The 16,284-nt window shown below is 69.8% G+C and carries 15 protein-coding genes; all 15 read left to right on the top strand.

Annotated features, from left to right (window positions below; translation table 11 throughout):
• Positions 1-327, top strand: coding sequence for an antibiotic biosynthesis monooxygenase family protein (locus DLJ58_RS29990; RefSeq protein WP_124861439.1), 327 nt, complete (start codon positions 1-3; stop codon positions 325-327).
• Positions 320-1,942, top strand: a complete 1,623-nt coding sequence (locus tag DLJ58_RS29985) for an FAD-dependent oxidoreductase (RefSeq protein ID WP_124861436.1) — start codon at positions 320-322, stop codon at positions 1,940-1,942. The genes DLJ58_RS29990 and DLJ58_RS29985 overlap by 8 nt, the downstream gene beginning before the upstream one ends.
• A gap of 4 nt (positions 1,943-1,946) precedes the next feature.
• Positions 1,947-2,288: a TcmI family type II polyketide cyclase gene (locus DLJ58_RS29980; protein WP_124861433.1), complete on the top strand. Its 342-nt coding sequence runs from the start codon at positions 1,947-1,949 to the stop codon at positions 2,286-2,288.
• Entirely contained in the window at positions 2,285-3,292 is a 1,008-nt protein-coding gene (locus tag DLJ58_RS29975; RefSeq protein ID WP_244219191.1) for a class I SAM-dependent methyltransferase, read from the top strand. The genes DLJ58_RS29980 and DLJ58_RS29975 overlap by 4 nt, the downstream gene beginning before the upstream one ends.
• Before the next feature lie 2 nt (positions 3,293-3,294).
• Positions 3,295-3,756 (top strand): cupin domain-containing protein, encoded by a 462-nt coding sequence (locus tag DLJ58_RS29970; protein WP_124861431.1) that lies wholly within the window; start codon positions 3,295-3,297, stop codon positions 3,754-3,756.
• A complete protein-coding gene (locus DLJ58_RS29965) occupies positions 3,753-4,010 on the top strand; it encodes an acyl carrier protein (protein ID WP_091394916.1) in 258 nt (85 codons plus the stop codon). The genes DLJ58_RS29970 and DLJ58_RS29965 overlap by 4 nt, the downstream gene beginning before the upstream one ends.
• A 4-nt stretch (positions 4,011-4,014) precedes the next feature.
• Positions 4,015-4,485: an SRPBCC family protein gene (locus DLJ58_RS29960; protein WP_124861428.1), complete on the top strand. Its 471-nt coding sequence runs from the start codon at positions 4,015-4,017 to the stop codon at positions 4,483-4,485.
• Positions 4,482-6,143: an acetyl-CoA carboxylase carboxyltransferase subunit alpha gene (locus DLJ58_RS29955; protein WP_124861424.1), complete on the top strand. Its 1,662-nt coding sequence runs from the start codon at positions 4,482-4,484 to the stop codon at positions 6,141-6,143. The genes DLJ58_RS29960 and DLJ58_RS29955 overlap by 4 nt, the downstream gene beginning before the upstream one ends.
• The gene (locus DLJ58_RS34985) at positions 6,130-6,567 is read left to right on the top strand and encodes an acetyl-CoA carboxylase biotin carboxyl carrier protein (protein ID WP_124861421.1); all 438 of its coding nucleotides are present in this window, start codon (positions 6,130-6,132) and stop codon (positions 6,565-6,567) included. Before DLJ58_RS29955 ends, DLJ58_RS34985 begins: the two co-directional genes overlap by 14 nt.
• Before the next feature lie 4 nt (positions 6,568-6,571).
• Positions 6,572-7,957 (top strand): acetyl-CoA carboxylase biotin carboxylase subunit, encoded by a 1,386-nt coding sequence (locus DLJ58_RS29945; RefSeq protein WP_124861418.1) that lies wholly within the window; start codon positions 6,572-6,574, stop codon positions 7,955-7,957.
• Between the two features lie 82 nt (positions 7,958-8,039).
• Positions 8,040-9,575, top strand: a complete 1,536-nt coding sequence (locus DLJ58_RS29940; protein ID WP_124861414.1) for a peroxidase family protein — start codon at positions 8,040-8,042, stop codon at positions 9,573-9,575.
• Between the two features lie 106 nt (positions 9,576-9,681).
• A complete protein-coding gene (gene ahcY, locus DLJ58_RS29935) occupies positions 9,682-11,127 on the top strand; it encodes an adenosylhomocysteinase (protein ID WP_124861411.1) in 1,446 nt (481 codons plus the stop codon).
• Between the two features lie 15 nt (positions 11,128-11,142).
• Positions 11,143-12,120, top strand: coding sequence for a carbohydrate kinase family protein (locus DLJ58_RS29930; RefSeq protein WP_124861408.1), 978 nt, complete (start codon positions 11,143-11,145; stop codon positions 12,118-12,120).
• 151 nt (positions 12,121-12,271) lie between these two features.
• Complete coding sequence (locus DLJ58_RS29925; RefSeq protein WP_158629640.1) at positions 12,272-15,109, top strand: AfsR/SARP family transcriptional regulator; 2,838 nt, start codon at positions 12,272-12,274, stop codon at positions 15,107-15,109.
• A 160-nt stretch (positions 15,110-15,269) separates the two neighbouring features.
• A partial coding sequence (locus DLJ58_RS29920; protein WP_124861403.1) for a glycoside hydrolase family 6 protein occupies positions 15,270-16,284 on the top strand: 1,015 nt, incomplete at its 3' end.

Here is a 16,284-nt window from a genome sequence, read left to right as displayed (position 1 = left end):
ATGGCACACATCGGCATCGACCAGCCGGTCGTGACGATGGTCAACATCTTCACCGTCGAGCCGGCCAACCAGCAGAAGCTCGTCGACATCCTGATCGAGGCGACCGACGCGGTGATGTCCAAGGTCGACGGGTTCGTGTCGGCGAACATCCACGTCAGCCTCGACGGGACCCGGGTCGTCAACTACGCGCAGTGGAAGAGCGAAGAGCACTTCACCGCGATGCTCCAGAACCCCGAGGTCCACCCCCACTTCGGCGAGGTACGCGCTATCGCCACGCCGGAACGCCACCTCTACAAAGTCGTCTACACGGAGGACGCTCATGTCTGACGGAAGCACCGACGTCCTGATCGTCGGCGGCGGCCCGGTCGGCCTGTCGACCGCGCTCTTCCTGGCCCGCAAGGGAATCCGGCCGATCCTGGTCGAACGTCGGCCCCGGCTGTCGACGATCCCCCGCGCGACCGGCCTGCACGCCCGCACGGTGGAGATCTTCCGCACCGTCGGCCTGGAGCCGGCCGTGCAGCAGGCCGGCATGAAGATCGTCGGGCCGGGCGCCGAACTCGACCTGGTCCGCGCCGGCCGCGCCACGCCACTGGTCATGCTCGGCGCCCAGTCGCTGGCCGACCTGCACAAGTCCTTCGTCATGGAGGCGCACGACGTCGACTACGACAAGTTCACGCCGAGCTGGCCGATCTGGTGCGGCCAGGACCACTACGAGCCGTTGCTCTACGACGCCGCCGTCGAGGCGGGCGCGGAGATCCGCTTCCAGAACGAGCTGATCGGGCTGACCCAGGACGAGGACGGGGTGACCGCGACCGTCAACGACAACGGCACGACACGCACCATCCGGGCGCGCTACGTCGTCGCGGCCGACGGCGTGAAGAGCCCCGTCCGTGAACTGCTCCAGATCGGGAACCGCAGCAACGGCGTCGCCGGCAACTTCGTCAGCATCATCTTCCGGGCCAAGGTCGACCTGCCCGAGTCGGCACCCCGGTTCACGCTGATCTACCTGATGAACCAGCTGGCCCAGGGTCTGCTGCTCTTCATCGAGCCGGGGCGGTGGATGTTCGGCGTCAACTACTACCCCGAGCGGGGGCAGTCGCCGGCCGACTTCACCCCGGAACGCTGCGTCGAACTGGCCCGGATCGCGGCCGGTGATCCCGAGCTGGAGGTCGAGGTCGAGTCGGCCCAGCCCTGGGACGCGCGGCACATGGTCGCCGACGCGTACCAGTCGGGGCGGGTCTTCCTCGCCGGCGACGCCTGTCACGCCCACCCGCCGGCCGGCGGCTTCGGCGTCAACGCCGGCATCCAGGACGCGCACAACCTGGCGTGGAAGCTCGCCGACGTGCTTCAGGGGCGGGCCGACGAGAGCCTGCTCGACTCCTACGAAGCCGAGCGTCGTCCGGTCGGCGCGGCGACCGCCGACCAGGCGTGGATGCTCTTCCGCACCCGGGGTCAGCTCGCCGACGAGGACAAGGCCGCCTACCGGGACTTCGTCATCGTGACGATGGGCTACCGCTACACCTCCAACGCGATCGTCGGCGCTCCCGCCGACACCGAGCTGCTGCCCCGCGAGCTGACCTTCACCGGCCAACCCGGATCGCGTGCCCCGCACGGCTGGGTCGACCACAACGGCGCTCGGGTCTCCACGATCGACGTGCTGACCGAGGGCTGGACGTTGGCCACGGCCCCCGGCGACGACACCTGGCTCGCGGCGGCCGAGGCGGTCTCGGTGGAGACCGGGCTCCCGATCAAGGCGCTGACCGCCGGCCCCGACGGTGACCTCGCCGACGACGGCTCGTGGCTCGCGAGTTGCGGGGTCGGCCCCGGCGGGGCGCTGCTGGTACGCCCCGACGGCATCGTCGCCTGGCGCAGCGCCGGCCCGGTCGACGACCAGGCGCAGACCCTGACCGCCGCCCTGGCCACGATCCTGCGGGGAGCGTGAGCAGATGTCCTACCGCGCCCTCATGGTCATGCGGATGGCCCCCGGCCACGCCGACGCGGTCGCCGAGCTCTTCGCCGAGCACGACAAGGGCGACATGCCCCACGTCGTCGGCATCTCGCGGCGCACGCTCTTCCGCTACCAGGACCTCTACATGCACCTGCTCGAGGCCGACACCGACGTCTTCGACAAGCTCCTCGCGGCCCGAGCCCGCGCGGACTTCCAGGAGGTCAACCGGCGCCTCTCGGCCTACCTGCAGCGCTACGCGCCGGACAGCATGACCGAGTTGCAGGACTCGTTGGCCACGCCCTTCTACACCTGGAGCCCCGAGACAGGGAGCATCACGTGACGCTGACCCGCCGCGACATCAACGACATGATGCAGGCATACAAGAAGACGAGCCTGCTGCGTACCGGGGTCGAGCTGGGTGTGTTCGACGCCCTCGCCGCGGGCCCGGCCACGGCCAGCGGGCTCGCCCCGAAGCTCGGCATCCACCCGCGAGGCGCGCGCATCCTGCTCGACGCGCTCACCGCGATCCGCCTCACCGACCGGACCGGCGAGCACTTCTCGCTCACCCCGGCGGCCGCGGACCACCTGGTCAGCACCCGTCCCGACTACCTGGGCGGAATGGTGAAGGTGATGTCGAGCGACTGGGAGTGGGACGCGCTGCGCGACCTCAGCGCCGCCGTACGGGCCGGCGGCACCGTGCTCGACGTGCACGCCGAAACCCCGGAGTACACCTACTGGGAGGACTTCGCCGCGTACGCGACGAAGGTCGCCCAGCCGACCGCCGAGGTGATGGCGGAGGCGCTCGCACCGTGGACGAAGGAGCGCGCCGAGCTCGACATCCTCGACGTCGCCTGTGGCCACGGCGTCTATGGCTACACCCTCGCGCAGCACAACCCGCAGGCGGCGGTGACCTCGCTGGACTGGCCCAACGTGCTCGCCGTGACGGAGAAGCACGCCGAGCGGCTCGGCGTGCGCGACCGGGCGTCGTTCCTGCCGGGTGACATGTTCACCACCGATCTCGGTGGCCCCTACGACGTCGCGCTGCTGACCAACGTCACCCACCACTTCTCCGAGGAGCGGGTGCATGAGCTGGTGAACCGGCTCGGTTCCGTGGTCAAGCCGGGTGGACGGCTGGTCATCGTCGGTTTCACCACCGGCGACGAGTCGCCGGCACTGGACCCGGCGCCGTACCTCTTCTCAGTGCTGATGTTGGTCTGGACCTTCGAGGGGGAGTCGCACTCCGTGGCCGCCTACAACCGGGCCCTGGCCGCGGCGGGCTTCGGCCCGGCCACCGTCCACCCGACGGACCTGCCGTTCCGAGTGCTCGTCGCAGAGAAGGGATGACCATGCATCGGCAACCGATCGTGAAGGTCGCCGCCACCGACGTGCCCGGCATCAACCGGATCGGCGGCGAGGTGCGGATCCTGCTCAGCCCGAAGACCGTCGACGCGACGGAGGGCTTCATGGGCACGGTCCGCCTGGAGCCGGGCGAGTTCCTGGCGGAGCAGTACAACCCGTACTCGGACAAGTTCTGTTATCTGGTGCGCGGCGAGGTCGTGATCCGGGTCGACGGCGCGGAGGTCAAGCTCGCGGCCGACGAGGCTCTGATGGTCCGTCGCGGCCAGCGGCACCGCATCGTCAACGCCGGTGTCGAGATCGCGCTGATCGTGTTCCAGATCAGCCCGCTCGCGCCGCGCCCCGAGCTGGGCCACGTCGACACCGAGGAGGTCCCGCACCCCGAGTCGCCGGTGCCGCAGGTCGGCGGCGTGCGCGACGGGTGGCAGCGACCGACGGGAGGAAACTCATGAGCCAGCTGACCCTCGACGACCTGCGTCGGATCCTGGAGACCAGTTCCGGTGTGGTCGAGCAGACCGACTGGGCCGATCCGGCGACGCTCGACGCGCCGTTCGACGACCTCGGCTACGACTCGCTCGCGCTGTTGGAGCTGGCGGCGCGGGTGCAGCAGGAGTACGAGGTGCGCATCCCCGACGACGCCGTGTCGATCATGAAGACGCCGCGGCTCGCCGTCGACTACGTCAACCAACGACTCGCGGATCGGTGACCCCATGGCCGGACACACGGACAACGCGGTCGTCATCAACGCACCGTTCGACCTCGTCTGGGACCTGACCAACGACATCCCCAACTGGCCCTCCCTGTTCAGCGAGTACGCCAGCACGGAGGTGCTCTCGACGTCCGACGACGGGGCCGTGGTCTTCCGTCTCACCATGCACCCCGACCCGGCCGGCCGGGTCTGGAGCTGGGTTTCCGAGCGGGTGCCCGACCGCGCCGACCGGGTGGTGCGGGCACGGCGGCTGGAGACCGGCGCCTTCAAGTACATGAACCTGTTCTGGGAATACACCGAGCTCCCGGACGGCGGGGTGCGGATGCGGTGGGTACAGGACTTCGAGATGCGGCCGGGCGGGCACGCCGACGACGAGGGCATGACCGCCCACCTCAACCGGACCACACGTGAGCAGCAGGCACGCATCCGGGAGATCGTGGAGAAGGCCGCGGCCGAACGCGGGCAGTCATGACCGCCACCGTCAACACGCCCGTCGGCAAGAGCTGGCTGATCTGCCCGGGCTGCCGGGCGCTGCTCTACCAGCGCCGGGTCGAGCGCAACCTGGGCGTCTGCCCGGAGTGCGACCACCACGACCAGGTCACCGCGCACCAGCGGATCGAGCAGCTCTTCGATCTCGACTCGGTCGAGGAGCTGCCACCGGTCGATGCCGTCGGTGATCCGCTCGGGTTCGTCGACACCAGGCCCTACCCGCAACGGATCGAGGCGGCCCGCCGGCGCACCGGGCTCGACGAGGCAGTCGTCTGCGTCCGGGGCACGGTCGAGGGGCAGCCGTTGATCGCGGCGGTCATGGACTTCCGGTTCCTCGGTGGCAGCCTCGGCGCGGGCGTCGGCGAGCGGATCACCCGGGCGGCCGAGTTGGCGCTCGAAACCCGTACGCCGCTGCTGATCGTCAGCGCCTCCGGCGGTGCCCGGATGCAGGAGGGCGTGCTGTCGCTCATGCAGATGGCCAAGACCAGTGCGGCGCTCGGGGCCCTCGACGAGGCCGGGGTGTTGACGATCTCGCTGGTCAGCGACCCGACCTACGGTGGCGTCGCGGCATCGTTCGCGACGCTCTGCGACGTCATTCTCGCCGAGCCGGGGGCGCGCCTCGGCTTCGCCGGGCCGAGGGTCATCCAGCAGACGCTGCGTCAGCCGCTGCCGGCCGGCTTCCAGACCGCCGAGTACCTCTTCGCCCGCGGCATGCTCGACGACCTGGTGCCCCGGTCGAACCTGCGGTCGACCATCGGCCGGCTGCTGGCCTTCGCGGGGGCCGACCGGTCCGCGCCGGATCCTTACCCGGTACGGGCCACCACGCCCCCCGAGTCGGGGGACCCGTGGGCGGTCGTGGCGTTGTCCCGCGATCTCGGCCGGCCCTCCACACTCGACTACATCGGCCACTTCGTGGACGGTTTCGTGGAGCTGCACGGCGACCGGCTGGCGAGTGACTGCCCGGCGATCGTCGGCGGCGTCGGCCTGATCGACGGCCGGCCCACAGTGGTGATCGGCCACCAGAAGGGCCACACGGTCGCCGAGGTGGCCAGCCGCAACTTCGGCATGGCGACACCGGCCGGCTATCGCAAGGCGGCCCGACTGATGCGGCTGGCCGAGAAGCTCGGCACGCCGATCGTGACGCTGATCGACACGCCCGGCGCCTACCACGGCATCTCGGCGGAGGAGAACGGGCAGGCTCTCGCCATCGCCGACAGCATTCGGCTGATGGCCGGGCTGACGGTTCCGGTCGTCGCCATCGTGACCGGCGAGGGCGGCAGCGGAGGCGCGCTCGCCCTCGGCGTCGGCAACCGGGTGCTGATGCTCGCCAACGCTACGTACTCGGTGATCAGCCCGGAAGGCTGCGCCGCGATCCTCTGGAACGACTCCGGTCGGGCCGACGAGGCCGCCGCGCAGCTCAAGCTCCAGGCCGGCGACCTGCTGGCGCTCGGCGTCATCGACGGGGTGGTTCCCGAACCGCCCGGCGGGGCACCGGCCGATCCCGCTGCGACCGCGTCGGCCGTACACCGGGCGGTTGTCGACGCGTTCGCGGAGTTGGCCGGCCTCGACCGCGAGGAGGTGCGGGCCCATCGCCGGGCCCGCTTCCGACAGATCGGAGGTTTGACGAATGCCGGAGGGTAACGCCGACCCGCTGGATGCCGCGGTCCGCAGTCTCGCGCGGCTGATCGGGTCGACGCCAGGTCCGGTCCGCCGCGCCCGGCTCCAGCACGGTGACCTGGTGGTCGAGGTGGAGTGGCCGGACGGCGCACCCGGGGTGGCGGCGGTTGCGCCGGTCCCGCCGGTGGAGGCCGACGCCGGTCTGCACTACGTGTGCGCGCCGATGGTCGCGACGCTCTACCTCGCGCCGTCGCCCGGCGCTGACCCGTTCGTCCGTGAGGGCGACCAGGTCGTGCCCGGCCAGCAGGTCGCGATCCTCGAAGCGATGAAGATGATGATCCCGGTCGAAGCCGACCGTGCGGGCGAGGTCGTGAAGGTGCTGGTGCCCAACGCGACCCCGGTCGAGTACGGCGAACGGTTGATCGCCTTAGCTGTGTCGGAGGGCTGACCCAGTGTTCGAGTCGGTGCTGATCGCCAACCGGGGCGAGATCGCGGTCCGGATCGCCCGGACCTGCCGGGAGATGGGGCTGCGTACCGTGGCGGTCTACTCGACCGTCGACCGGGACTCGGCGGTGGTGCGGCTGGCCGACGAAGCCGTCCAGATCGGGCCGGGTCCCAGCCGGCGCAGCTACCTGAGCGCCCCGGCCATCATCGAGGCGGCCCGCCGCACGGGGGCCGACGCCATCCACCCGGGCTACGGATTCCTCTCCGAGGACCCGGACTTCGCCGAGATCTGCGAGGCCGACGGGATCACGTTCATCGGGCCGCCGCCCGCCGTGATGGCCGCGCTGGGCGACAAGGCCCGGACGCGGGGCATCATGGCGGGCCTCGGCCTGCCCGTACTCCCCGGCACGACCGACGCCGTCGAGTCGGCGGCCCACGCCCGCGCGGTCGCCGAGGAGATCGGCTTCCCGCTGATCATCAAGGCGGTCGCCGGTGGCGGCGGTCGGGGCGTACGGGTGGTCCGCGACCCGGCCTCGTTCCTGGGCGAGTTCGCCGCCGCGCGGGCCGAGGCGCAGCTGCTCTTCGGCGACAACCGGGTCTACATCGAGCGTTACCTCGAGTCGGCCCGCCACGTCGAGGTGCAGGTGCTCACCGACCGCTACGGCAACGGCATCCACCTCGGTGAGCGCGACTGCTCGGTGCAGCGGCGTCACCAGAAGCTGATCGAGGAGTCGCCCGCGCCCGGGTTGCCGCAACACATGGTCGACCGGATGACCGCCGCCGCGGTCACCGGCGCACTCGGTGTCGGCTACGTGGGCGCGGGTACCTTCGAGTTCCTGGTCGGCGGTGGGGACGACTTCCACCTCATGGAGGTCAACTGCCGGCTCCAGGTCGAACACCCGGTCTCCGAGCTGGTGACCGGCGTCGACCTGGTGCGGCAACAGATCCTCGTCGCGGCCGGCGAACGGCTCGCGCTGACCCAGGCCGACGTGACGCCGCGCGGCACGGCGATCGAGTGTCGCCTCAACGTCGAGGATCCGGCGCGCGGCTTCGTACCGACGCCGGGTGAGCTGACCCGCTTCGACCTGCCCGCCGGCCCGTTCGTCCGCGTCGACACGCACGGGTACGCCGGCTACCGGGTTCCGGCCGACTACGACTCCCTCCTCGCGAAGGTGGTCGTCTGGGCGCCCGACCGCACCCAGGCCCTGGCCCGGATGGCCCGCGCCCTCGACGAGTGCGCCGTCGAAGGGCCCGGTGTGGCCACCACCCGCGACTTCCTCCGATCGACGCTCGACCACCCGCTGTTCCGTGCCGCGAAACACGACACCTCGCTGGTCGACACCATGCTCACCGGCCTCCAGCCGGACACCACCGAAACTCCAGGGCGCCACTAACCGAAGGGTTCACACTGCTGCCGGTTCGCGGGTTTGCGGCCCGTGCGTCCACGCGGGCGCCCGCGGACGGAAGGTGGCCGACATGGCAATTGACAACGCTTCGCGAGGTGTCAGCCGACGGCGATTATTGGCCGGAGTCGGCGCGGGGGCGCTCGTGGCCGGCACCGGGGGAGTCCTGCTCGACGCGACGCCCGCGGCGGCCGCGTTCTCCAACCGGTTCGGCCGGATGTTCCCGTCGCTGCCGGCGTTCGGGTCCGCGACGACCCAGATGCGGAACGCGCTGATCGACCTGTCGCGCGTCGGCGGCCCGATGGACGCCCGCGACCCGCTCAACGTTGGTGCGGAGGCGCTCGCCGACCAGCAGCAGCACAGCATCAACAACCCCGACAACTTCTCGATCCCGCAGGGCATGACGTACTTCGGGCAGTTCGTCGACCACGACCTGGCCTTTGAGACGACGGCGCCGCTGGGTACACCGGTCGACCCGACCACGGTGCCGAACCCCCGGACGCCGGCCCTTGACCTCGACTCGCTCTACGGTGCCGGGCCGACCGGAAACCCGGAGCTCTACAGCTCGACCGATCCGGCCAAACTCAAGATCGAATCGGGCGGGCGCTTCGAAGACCTGCCGCGCAACTCCAGTGGCAGGGCGATCGTCTTCGACCCCCGCAACGACGAGAACCTGCCGATCGCGCAGATCACGGCCGCGTTCATCCTCTTCCACAACCGGGTGGTCGACCTGGTGCGCGCACAGGGCACACCGTCGGCACAGGTCTTCGCCGCCGCCCGGCAACTCGTCACCTGGCACTACCAGTGGATCGTGCTCAACGAGTTCCTTCCGCTGATCGCCGGCCCGGGCGCGGTCTCCACAGTGCTCAGCGGAGGCCGCCGCTTCTACAAGCCGGAGCCGAACGCGACGTTCATCCCGGTCGAGTTCACCGCGGCGGCGTTCCGCTTCGGCCACAGCCAGCCACGACCGGCCTACCTGGTCAACCGCACCGGCAACGGCGGCGACGAGTTCTACGCCATGCTCTTCGACCCGGCGCTGAGCGGCGCCGACCCGGCCGACCTGCGCGGCGGGAAGCGGGCCGCCCGTCGTTACCTCGACTACCAGTTCTGGTTCCAGTTCTTCGACGGTCAGGTGCGCTGGAGCAAGTGGGTCGACGTCCGCAACTCGACGCCGCTGTTCGGCTTCCCGCTGCCACCGCCGCCGTCCGGCTCGCCGTCGGCCAACCTGCTCGGACGCGACCTGCTCCGTCAGCTCACCTTCGGCATCCCGTCGGGCCAGCGGATCGCCGCCCACATCGGGGCGCCCGCACTGAACAGCTTCAACTTCCCGGAGCTCAGTGGGTACGGCCTCGGCCTGGACTCGAACACCCCGCTCTTCTACTACATCCTCAAGGAGGCACAGCTCCAGGCCGGCGGAGGTTCGTTGGGCGCGGTAGGTGGGCGAATCGTGGCAGAGGTGCTCATCGGCATCGCCCAGCTCGACCCTGCGAGCTACCTGAAGGTGCAGCCCAACTGGCGTCCGACCCTGCCCGCCCGCTTCTCGGGCCAGTTCACGATGGCCGACCTGCTCACGTACGCCCGGGTCGACCCGGCCAGCCGCAACTCCTGACGGCGCCTGCTCCGCACCCGGGCCCGGGGTGGCCCGGTGTGCGGAGCATGAGCCCGGTTGAACGGGCCTCCAACGGTCCTCGACGCGGGTGGGGGAGGGTGCGGGCATGACTGGCAACTTCAGCGATTTCAAGGTGGCGGATCTGTCGTTGGCGGCCTTCGGGCGTAAGGAGATCGAGCTGGCCGAGCATGAGATGCCGGGTCTGATGTCGATCCGGAGGGAGTTCGCCTCGCGGCAGCCGTTGAAGGGTGCGCGGATCACCGGCTCTCTGCACATGACGATCCAGACGGCGGTGTTGATCGAGACGTTGGTGGCGCTCGGGGCGCAGGTCCGGTGGGCGTCCTGCAACATCTTCTCCACCCAGGACCACGCGGCGGCGGCGATCGTGGTCGGCCCGACCGGCACCCCGGACGCCCCGGCCGGTGTCCCGGTCTACGCCTGGAAGGGCGAGTCCCTCGACGAGTACTGGTGGTGCACCCAGCAGGTGCTGCTGTGGCCGGACGGGCAGGGCCCGAACATGATCCTCGACGATGGTGGTGACGCCACGCTGCTGGTGCACAAGGGCGCCGAGTTCGAGGCGATCGGGGCGGTCCCGTCGCCGGAGAGCGCCGACTCGGAGGAGTACGAGGTCATCCTCGGTGTGTTGACGCGGTCGCTGCGTGAGGACAACCGCCGCTGGACGCGGGTCGCCGCCGGGATCAAGGGGGTGACCGAGGAGACCACGACCGGCGTTCACCGGCTGTACGAGATGCAGCAGGCGGGGAACCTGCTGTTCCCGGCGATCAACGTGAACGACTCGGTGACCAAGAGCAAGTTCGACAACAAGTACGGCTGCCGGCACTCGCTGATCGACGGGATCAACCGGGCCACCGATGTGCTGATCGGCGGGAAGGTCGCCGTGGTGTTCGGCTACGGCGACGTCGGCAAGGGCTGCGCCGAGAGCCTGCGCGGTCAGGGTGCGCGGGTCATCGTGACCGAGGTGGATCCGATCTGCGCCCTCCAGGCGGCGATGGACGGCTACCAGGTCGCGACCATCGACGACGTGGTCGAGACCGCGGACATCTTCGTGACCGCCACCGGCTGCTTCAGCGTGATCACCAACGAGCACATGGCACGGATGAAGCACCAGGCGATCGTGGGAAACATCGGTCACTTCGACAACGAGATCGACATGGCCGGTCTCGCGAAACGCGCTGACGTCGAGCGGATCACCGTCAAGCCGCAGGTGGACGAGTGGCGGTTCGCGGACGGCCACTCGATCATCGTGCTGTCCGAGGGCCGGCTGTTGAACCTGGGCAACGCCACCGGGCATCCGAGCTTCGTGATGTCGAACAGCTTCGCCAACCAGACCATCGCGCAGATCGAGCTGTTCACCAGCACCGACCAGTATCCGGTCGGCGTGCACACCCTCCCCAAGCACCTGGACGAGAAGGTGGCCCGACTCCACCTCTCCGCGCTGGGTGTCCGCCTCACCGAACTGACCAAGGAACAAGCCAACTACCTCGGCGTCCCGGTCGAAGGGCCCTACAAGCCCGACCACTACCGCTACTGAGAGGGCCCGCCCCGCATGATCGCCGTATCCGGCTCGATCGCGACCGACCATCTGATGCGTTTTCCGGGGCGGTTCGCCGAGCAACTCATCGCCGGCAGCCTCGACACCGTCTCGCTCTCGTTCCTCGTCGACGACCTGGTCGTCCGGCGCGGCGGGGTCGCGGCCAACATCGCCTTCGGGCTCGCTCAACTCGGGCACCGGCCGGTGCTGCTCGGCGCGGTCGGTGGCGACTTCGGCGACTACCGCAGCTGGCTGGAGCGGCACGGGGTCGACTGCTCGGAGGTGCAGGTCAGCTCCATCGCGCACACCGCCCGGTTCATCTGCACCACCGACACCGACCTCTGCCAGATCGCGTCGTTCTATCCCGGCGCGATGGGTGAGCCCGACCGGATCAGCCTCGACGGTGTCGCCGCGCGGGCCGGCGCGCTCGGGCTCGTCATCGTCGCCGCGGAGAACCCGGACACGATGCTCGCCCGCGCCGCCGCCTGCCGCCGGCTGGGCCTGCCCTTCGCCGCCGACCCGTCACAGCAGCTGGCCCGGATGCCGTCGGCCGACATCGAGGCGATGATCAACGGCGCTCGCTACCTGTTGACGAACGAGTACGAGGCGGCGCTGCTGGAGTCGAAGACCGGGCTGAGCGAAGACGACATCCTGCGCCGCGTGGGCGTGCGGGTCGTGACCCTGGGGGCCAACGGGGTACGCGTCACAGGGCAGGAGGGTGACTTCCTGGTCCCGGCGGCACGGGTGGGCCGCATCGTCGACCCGACCGGTGTCGGCGACGGCTTCCGGGCCGGCTTCTTCGCCGCGCTCGCCGCCGACCTGCCCATCGAGCGCGCGGCACAGGTGGGCTGCGTACTGGCGGCGCACGTGCTGGAGGTCGAGGGCCCGCAGGAATACACGGTCGACGCCGACGTATTCGAGCGCCGCATCGCCGACTCCTACGGCCCGGACGTTGCGGTCGACGTGCGGGCGCTGGGGCTGGCTCGGGTCTGATCGGGCCAGTCGGAGCGCGGGCCGCTGCTCCTGCGGCGGCCCGTCCCCGGGCGGTCTCCAGACGATTTACGACGACCAGCAAAGCGCGATCTTGACACTGTGATACCAGATGACTACCCTACGGGCCGATCTGCACAACGGGGGTGTCATCGTGGCGGTGCCGATCGACTTCATGGTGCTCGGGCCCCTGGAAGTCCGCGCTGGCGGCCTACGCGTTGAGCTGGGCGGCGAGCGGCAGAGAAGGCTGCTGGCCGGTCTGCTCCTCCGCCACGGTCAGTTTGTGTCCGCCGCGGACCTGATCGCCATCGCCTGGAGCGGGGACCCGCCCGCGACAGCTCGCAACCAGATCCACAGCGGGATTTGGCAGCTGCGTCGCACACTTGATCGCTACGGTGCGGCGCACCTGCTGGATGGTGAGCGCGCCAACTACCGGCTTCGCGTCGACGCGAGTCAGCTGGATCTCGCCCGATTCAAGGACGCCGTGTCCGAGGGGCGACGCCTCGTAGCGCTCGATGACAAGCGCAAGGCCGCCGTCGTGCTGCGTCAGGCGGTGTCGATGTGGCGGGGTCCCGCGCTCGCGGATCTGAGCGGGATCGTGCTGGAGCGCGAGGCGGCCGTGTTGGAGGAGATGCGCATCGCGGTTCTCGAAGAGTGTCTGGAGTGCGAGCTGAGCCTCGGCGGCGGGGCCGCCGTGGTCGCCGAACTGACTGATCTGGTGGCGAGACATCCGCTGCGCGAGCGGCTCGCGGCCATGTTGATGACCGGCCTCTACCAGTCCGGGCGGCAGGCCGAGGCGATCGAGGCGTACCAGCGCGTCGCTGCCACGCTCGCCGATGAACTGGGCGTCGACCCGGGCGACGAGCTGCGTAAGAGGTACGAGGCGATTCTTCGGCAAGACCGGGCCCTCGACCCACCGGCGCGTCCCGAGGGCGTCGCCCTTGCGTCCGGCACCGGTGCGACACCTGTTCGCCCGGCTCAACTGCCTATGCAAGGGGCCCTGTTCGTCGGCCGTTCCGCCAGTCTGGCCGAGTTGGATGCGGCTCTGGCGACCGATCCCACTGACCAGCCGCACCCGACGGTCCTGTCCATCGTGGGCCATGCCGGTGTCGGCAAGACCGCGCTGGCCGTCCGTTGGGCACATCGGGTCCGCGACCGTTTCCCGGACGGGCAGCTCTTTGTGAACCTGGACGGGTTCGGCCCGGACGGAACGACGGCCCTCAAGCCCACCGACGTCCTACGAGACTTCCTGGAAGCGTTGCACGTTCCGCCAGACCGGATACCTCCCGGGCTCAACGCCCAGGTGGGTCTCTACCGCAGTGTCCTGGCCGACCGGCGGGTGCTGGTCGTACTGGACAACGCCCGCGATGCGGCACAGGTGCGCCCGCTGCTCCCGGGCAGCCCGTCCTGCCTGGTCGTGGTCACCAGCCGAAACCGGCTCACCGGACTCGTCGTGAACGAAGGGGCTCAACCCGTCTCGCTCGGCATGCTGACCGAGGTGGAAGCGCACGAGTTGCTCACCCGCCGACTCGGCGTCGCCCGGGTCGTGCGGGACGCGGGAGCCGTCGACCAGATCATCCGCCGGTGCGCAGGTCTACCCTTGGCGCTGGCCATCGTCGCGGCGCGTGCCGCCACCGACGCCCAGCTCTCGATCGAGGTCCTCGCCGGCCGCCTCGGGAGCGGCGGGGATCTGGACGTCCTTGCCGGAGACGATCCGCGGTCCGACCTTCGGACAGTTCTCTCCGGCTCCTACCGCGCTCTCAGCCCCGAACACGCCCGACTGTTTCGCCTGCTCGGCCTGCATCACGGCCTGGAGATGGCCGTCTCGACCTGCGCCAGCCTGGCCGGCCTGCCCCTGGACCAGACCAGCCGACTGCTGGCCGACCTCGTAGCCGTCCACATGGTCGAGCGGCGTTCGACCGACCGGTACGCGCTCCACGACCTCCTGCGCGCATACGCGCGCGAACTGGTCAATGTTCACGAGACCGAGCGCGATCTGCGCGCCGCGCGGCATCGGATGCTCGACCACTACCTGCACACCGCCCATGTCGCCGATCGCCTGATCTATCCGCACCGGCGAGACTCGATCGACCTCGCAGCGCCGCAGCCCGGCGTGACCACGGAGATCCTCACCGACAGCGACGCGGCGTTCGCCTGGTACACGAGCGAACGGCGGGCACTCGTCACGGCCGTCGACATGGCAGCCTCGAACGGGTTCGACTCGCACGCGTGGCAACTTGGCTGGACACTGACCACCTTCCTCAACCGATGCGGGTGGTGGCACGAGTGGGCTGCGGTCGAGGCCACGGGTCTCGTCGCTGCGCAGCGACTGAAGGACCGCAGGGCCGAGGCCCGCTGCCATCGCGGCCTCGCCAACGCCCACACCCGCCTGGGGCGCTACGAACGTGCCCGCCAGCACCACGGGTCTGCCTTGAAGCTGTACGTCGAGATCAGGGATCGGACCGGACAGGCGCAGGTCCACAGCAACTTGTCCTGGTTGGCCGAGCGTCAGGGAAGCTACCGTGACGCGCTGGCGCACGCCGAACAGATGCTGCACCTCCATCGGCATGCGGGCCCCGAATCTGGCGAGGCCAGCGCACTCAACGCTGTCGGGTGGTACCACAGCCTGCTGGGCGACCACACCCGCGCTCTTGACTACTGCGGACGCGCCGTTGCTCTCATGCAACGCCTGGGCGACCTCCACGGTGAGGCGTACGTGTGGGACAGCCTGGCGCACGTTCACCATCAACGAGGCGATCACGCCCAGGCGCTCTCCTGTGGGCGGCGCGCGGTCAACCTGTCCGCGGAGGTCGGCGAGACCACTCTCCAAGCCAGCGCGTTGGCCCGCCTCGGCGACACCTACGAGGCCGCGGGTGACCTGGCCGCCGCGTGGAAGGTGTGGCATCAAGCCTTGGACGTCTATGACGGACGTGACGAGGTGCAGGCGGCAGCCATTCGAGAAAAGCTGAAGATCAGCATCTACGGCTCCTGACTGCCTACCAGTCGTCGCACCCGGACACGGACCCCCAAATACGGGCTTCTGGCTCATCGACGAGCGTTCACACCTTGGCAGCGGTGCGCGCCTCCGCTAACGTCCATGGGAACGCTCCCATGAACTTAGATACATCTATGTGATCTGGAGGCAACACGTCGTGGCTATCCTCTCCTCGCTCCGCCGCAGATCGGCGGCCATCAGCGTGGCGGCCGTCGCGGGCGCCACCGCCGTCGGCGTCTGCCTCGCCGTCAGCAGCGCCTCCGCCGGCACGCTGTCCGGGTCGCTCTACCGCGACCCGAGTTCGGCCGTCGTCCGCTGGGTCGCCGCCAACCCCGGCGACTCTCGTACGGCCGTCATCCGCGACAAGATCGCGAGTCAGCCGCAGGCGCGTTGGTTCGCCAACTTCAACCCCTCGACCGTGCAGTCCGAGGTCTCCGGGTTCATCGGCGCCGCCAACGCGGCGCAGCAGATCCCGGTTCTGGCCGTCTACGAGATCACCAACCGGGACTGCGGCGGGGCCAGCGCCGGTGGGGCGCCGGACCTCAACCAGTACCAGACGTGGGTGTCCAACTTCTCCAGGGGACTGGGCAACCAGACCGTCATCATCATCCTGGAAACCGACTCGCTCGCTCTGCTGACGTGCCTGAGCACCGCCGAGATCAACGCGCGCAACCAGGCGATCTCGACGGCCACCCGGACCATCAAGTCGGGCAACCCCAACGCCAAGGTGTACCTCGACGGCGGCCACTCCACCTGGAACAGCGCAGGTGAGACGGCGAACCGGCTCCGCGCGGCCGGCGTGCAGTACGCCGACGGCTTCTTCACCAACGTGTCGAACTACAACTCGACCTCCAGCGAGGCGAACTTCGGTCGGGCGGTCATCTCCTCCCTCAACGGCATGGGGATCTCGGGCAAGCGCCAGGTCATCGACACCAGCCGCAACGGGGGCGCCAGCGGGGACTGGTGCGGCGACGACAACACCGATCGGCGCATCGGGCAGTACCCGACGACAAACACCGGCGATGCCAACATCGACGCGTACCTGTGGGTGAAGCCGCCGGGGGAGGCGGACGGCTGCCGCTTCACGGCCGGTTCGTTCCAGCCCGAACTGGCCTTCAGCCTGGCCAACGGCGCACCCAACCCGCCCACCACCACCCCGCCGACGACCACTC

The sequence above is a fragment of the Micromonospora arida genome (assembly GCF_003857035.1).
GTDB classification, from domain to species: Bacteria; Actinomycetota; Actinomycetes; order Mycobacteriales; family Micromonosporaceae; genus Micromonospora; species Micromonospora arida.
The sequence above is the reverse complement of the archived record's forward strand: the minus strand, read 5'-3'. Positions and strand labels throughout refer to the sequence as shown.

Excerpts from the sequence above, each read along its gene's own strand:
- DLJ58_RS29955 (WP_124861424.1), top strand. The coding sequence starts at position 4,482 with ATGACCGCCACCGTCAACACGCCCGTCGGCAAGAGCTGGCTGATCTGC.
- DLJ58_RS29985 (WP_124861436.1), top strand. The coding sequence starts at position 320 with ATGTCTGACGGAAGCACCGACGTCCTGATCGTCGGCGGCGGCCCGGTC.
- DLJ58_RS29970 (WP_124861431.1), top strand. The coding sequence starts at position 3,295 with ATGCATCGGCAACCGATCGTGAAGGTCGCCGCCACCGACGTGCCCGGC.
- DLJ58_RS29980 (WP_124861433.1), top strand. The coding sequence starts at position 1,947 with ATGTCCTACCGCGCCCTCATGGTCATGCGGATGGCCCCCGGCCACGCC.
- DLJ58_RS29930 (WP_124861408.1), top strand. The coding sequence starts at position 11,143 with ATGATCGCCGTATCCGGCTCGATCGCGACCGACCATCTGATGCGTTTT.
- ahcY (WP_124861411.1), top strand. The coding sequence starts at position 9,682 with ATGACTGGCAACTTCAGCGATTTCAAGGTGGCGGATCTGTCGTTGGCG.
- DLJ58_RS29960 (WP_124861428.1), top strand. The coding sequence starts at position 4,015 with ATGGCCGGACACACGGACAACGCGGTCGTCATCAACGCACCGTTCGAC.
- DLJ58_RS29940 (WP_124861414.1), top strand. The coding sequence starts at position 8,040 with ATGGCAATTGACAACGCTTCGCGAGGTGTCAGCCGACGGCGATTATTG.
- DLJ58_RS29965 (WP_091394916.1), top strand. The coding sequence starts at position 3,753 with ATGAGCCAGCTGACCCTCGACGACCTGCGTCGGATCCTGGAGACCAGT.
- DLJ58_RS29990 (WP_124861439.1), top strand. The coding sequence starts at position 1 with ATGGCACACATCGGCATCGACCAGCCGGTCGTGACGATGGTCAACATC.
- DLJ58_RS34985 (WP_124861421.1), top strand. The coding sequence starts at position 6,130 with ATGCCGGAGGGTAACGCCGACCCGCTGGATGCCGCGGTCCGCAGTCTC.